Origin of the sequence: Labrys sedimenti, assembly GCF_034424805.1 — a bacterium.
Classification (GTDB): Bacteria; Pseudomonadota; Alphaproteobacteria; order Rhizobiales; family Labraceae; genus Labrys; species Labrys sedimenti.
This window is the reverse complement of sequence record NZ_JAXOUF010000059.1, coordinates 1-2479: the sequence shown is the minus strand read 5'-3', so window position 1 is coordinate 2479 and position 2479 is coordinate 1. Positions and strand designations below refer to the sequence as shown.

At 59.2% G+C, this 2479-nt stretch carries 5 protein-coding genes and 1 pseudogene; 3 read left to right on the top strand and 3 right to left on the bottom strand.

Annotation, left to right across the window (positions count from 1 at the left end; all coding sequences use genetic code 11):
• Nucleotides 1–159: 159 nt before the first annotated feature.
• Nucleotides 160–408: a transcriptional regulator gene (locus tag U1R88_RS35305; RefSeq protein ID WP_322435534.1), complete on the bottom strand. Its 249-nt coding sequence runs from the start codon at nucleotides 406–408 to the stop codon at nucleotides 160–162.
• Between the two features lie 38 nt (nucleotides 409–446).
• Here U1R88_RS35305 and U1R88_RS35300 point away from each other — a divergent pair, with 38 nt between their 5' ends.
• Nucleotides 447–605: a hypothetical protein gene (locus tag U1R88_RS35300; RefSeq protein WP_322435533.1), complete on the top strand. Its 159-nt coding sequence runs from the start codon at nucleotides 447–449 to the stop codon at nucleotides 603–605.
• Nucleotides 606–728: 123 nt separating this feature from the next.
• Here the strand turns inward: U1R88_RS35300 and U1R88_RS35295 are convergent, their stop codons facing one another.
• Nucleotides 729–929, bottom strand: coding sequence for a hypothetical protein (locus U1R88_RS35295; protein WP_322435532.1), 201 nt, complete (start codon nucleotides 927–929; stop codon nucleotides 729–731).
• Nucleotides 930–1219: 290 nt separating this feature from the next.
• A pseudogene (locus U1R88_RS35290) lies at nucleotides 1220–1741 on the bottom strand (DDE-type integrase/transposase/recombinase); the annotation flags it as partial.
• Nucleotides 1742–1901: 160 nt separating this feature from the next.
• On the opposite strand from U1R88_RS35290, the gene U1R88_RS35285 reads away from it, so the two are divergent.
• Together U1R88_RS35285 and U1R88_RS35810 are read left to right on the top strand one after the other, a co-directional pair.
• Nucleotides 1902–2090: a hypothetical protein gene (locus U1R88_RS35285; protein WP_322435531.1), complete on the top strand. Its 189-nt coding sequence runs from the start codon at nucleotides 1902–1904 to the stop codon at nucleotides 2088–2090.
• 60 nt (nucleotides 2091–2150) lie between these two features.
• Nucleotides 2151–2396: a DUF982 domain-containing protein gene (locus U1R88_RS35810; RefSeq protein ID WP_425545534.1), complete on the top strand. Its 246-nt coding sequence runs from the start codon at nucleotides 2151–2153 to the stop codon at nucleotides 2394–2396.
• Nucleotides 2397–2479: the final 83 nt, after the last annotated feature.

Below are 2479 nucleotides of genomic sequence, written 5' to 3'. Positions count from 1 at the left end.
CCCTTCGTCTGGCGCGCCGATCCGGATACCATCATCGCCGCCAGAAACCGTGGGTTCCAAACGTTGGAGTCAATCCAGTAGGGATACCGCAAGGTAACTCGGATGGCATATTGGCGTGGCATATCCCGTCGATGTCCCATTATCGCGCGCGACCGCACCTTAGCCCGACGCCGAAGCGCTGGGTTTTTCTTTCTGCAGCCTCACTCCAGGCCCCTCGCCGTTCTCATCGACAAAAATCACACCGGCCGGTTCAATGGCGAGGCGGATGGGGGCGATGATGAGAGTCTGGGCAGCCAGCGGGCCTGGCTGCGTTTCAAGTCTCTTGATTGACGGCAGTGGCATGCGAGAGGCGTAGCCAAGATCTACCTGTTCCCACCTGATCAACGCTCTCGCGGCGGCGATCGGCATCGTCCGCGTCTGATACCTGGAATCTGCCGCAGCAACTGATGGTCGTGATGATCGGCCAGCGTGGCTTGCACGATCTCCTCGATTCGGTTGCGCTCCCGGATCAGGCCGCGCGCTGGGCAATGATCATGCGGAACATCGTGATGGCCGTGCTCTGTTCCGGCACGGGCATGGCTATGGACGCGCTGGCCATCTCGTAGATATGATCACCAGCGCCTTGAAGACCTTGCGGCCGACCAGGGGCAAGGCCTCGGCCACGAAAGCCTCACGCCCCAACCCGGTGATGCCGTCGGGAGCCGCTCGATCAGGGTCAGGAATCAATCTCAACGGCTATTGCCGGCGAAGCGGGCGGTCTCCGGAAAATACAGCGGCAGATAGTGAGTCGGGATGCTGTGCCAGGTTCGCGTCTTAGTCATCGAGATTGTCTCGTGCGTCTTCGATAACTCCTGGAGATCGTTGATGCTGGCGGCCGGTGGATCGATATAAGCCTGCGTGGCGCCGATCCGCAACATGTGCAGGATCACCTGGGCATCCTTGGGATCGTTCTGTCCACCCGTTGTGCAGCGCCTCGCGCGTCCGGGCCGGCGCGACCGAGGAAATCAGCCGCGGCTCGAAGCCGGCTGTTGGCAGCCGGTTGGCGAGCGTACGATGGTAGTTCCCGGTGGCTTCAAAGCCGACGAGGATTGGTCGCCCCAATCGCGGCAAGGGCCGCAGCTAAACGGTCGTAATCCTGCTTGGTCGCCATGACGGTCATTCGTCGGCGTCGACCGCCTTCCGGTCGCTCCATCAGAACTTCTGGGAGGCTGTCCCAAATTCAGAGTGGCGAAGCGAAGATCATTATCACCGGTCGATCACAAGGGGAGGATTTCGAAATGCTCGGAAGGCGGGGGGCTGGATTGTCGGTGTATCTTGCCTGTCGTTTGCGCATCATGTGAACCATCTCGCTACCGGACAGGATTGTCGCCGCGCAGACAATTGAGTTGAATCCGCACATAGGTCGAACTCGGCGCTTGATGCACCGGTGATCTTGCTCGATGCGGTGGTTCAGATATTGGCTCTGGTGGACGCGGATCGGTTTAAACCAATGACGGGATCGATCTTGCAACCGGCTTTCGCCGTCACTGGCCGTGATGGACTCCCGGTTTGTCTGGCTGCCGTCGATGACAATGTGCTCGGGCCCGTCGTGGCGCTGGAACGCCCTGCGGATGGGCCGCCTCGCAGCCGCCAGATCACGATGCTCACTAAAGAAAAACTCGACCGTGTCGCCGACGCTGTCGATAGCTCGATACTGATACATCCAATGTCCGCGCACCCGAATATGGGTTTCGTCGATATGCTATCGAACTCCCCCAAAATCGGAGGATTTCGTTGCCGCGCATAGATTGCAGTTTCGTGTGCGACAGAGCCGCATGAGGTCGTGGTCTTGATTGCCTTTCCAGGAAGCCGCTTGGCAAATAAGTTCGGACGCCGCGATATTCCGTGCTAGGCTGCCCAGCATGGCAAAACGCTATGATCTTCGAATAGAAGACGACGGAAAATGGACCGTCTTCGATATATTTACGGGCTTTCCGGCGATAATCGATGCCATTGAGGTGATTGGATTCGAGGCCGCCCAGGCAGCCGATCTTCTCGAAATGCTGAATGCGGCCGATCTGGAGCGGCGGCGCGACGCCGGCATGCTGTAGACCCCTACAATCTATTTGATCCGCCGCCCCGAAGGCAAGCAGGCGGACGAAAGGTGATTCATGGATACCCAACCTTGGAGCCGACCGGTCCAATTTCAGACCGGTGTTGGCCGATCCCGCGTTCTCGTCTCGACAGAAGAGGCTTCGCATTTTCTGCGGTACGACTGGCCCAAATTGAGCGGACCAAAGTCGATCGATGCCCGGCGTACTTGCCTCGACGTCCTAGCCGGCCTCGGCAACCCTGATGAGGCCAGGAGCGCCTTCGTCGCCGCCTGCAAGGAAGCCAACATTCGCTTGATCCCCTGAAGGAGGCCTAGGCCTCGTGGACAAAGCTTGACGGCAAGGCTCGGGATTGATTCAAGGCTGCTTTTTGGAGGCAGTTTTGGGCG